This window comes from Peptococcaceae bacterium 1198_IL3148 (assembly GCA_036763105.1).
In the GTDB taxonomy this organism is placed as follows: Bacteria; Bacillota; Desulfotomaculia; order Desulfotomaculales; family Desulfohalotomaculaceae; genus JBAIYS01.
The window spans coordinates 1-234 of the sequence record JBAIYS010000093.1 but is presented as its reverse complement, the minus strand read 5'-3'; the positions used below and the strand labels follow the sequence as shown (position 1 = coordinate 234).

The following is a 234-nucleotide window of genomic DNA, read 5'->3' as shown; positions in this document are numbered from 1 at the left end:
CTTTACTACCACTATCTATTCGATAGTAAATATTTAACACATCTCCCACATCCTGGTCGGTTACATTGCCTGAAATGGTCATTTTATCGTGTCCTGTAACTGCAGAAAATGGTGGATTATTTGAAGGGGATGAAACACTGATTGACGGTTGTAAGTTTAATGTACTAACAAATACGTGCCCTATATTGTCACTCCTATCTGCACCACCACATAAAGCAGTTGGCACGGTATTGG

The 234-nt window shown here is 39.7% G+C and carries 1 protein-coding gene; it reads right to left on the bottom strand.

The annotated features are described in order from the left end of the window. On the bottom strand, positions 1-234 hold a 234-nt coding region (locus V6C27_15010), incomplete at both ends, for a hypothetical protein (GenBank protein ID MEG6617672.1).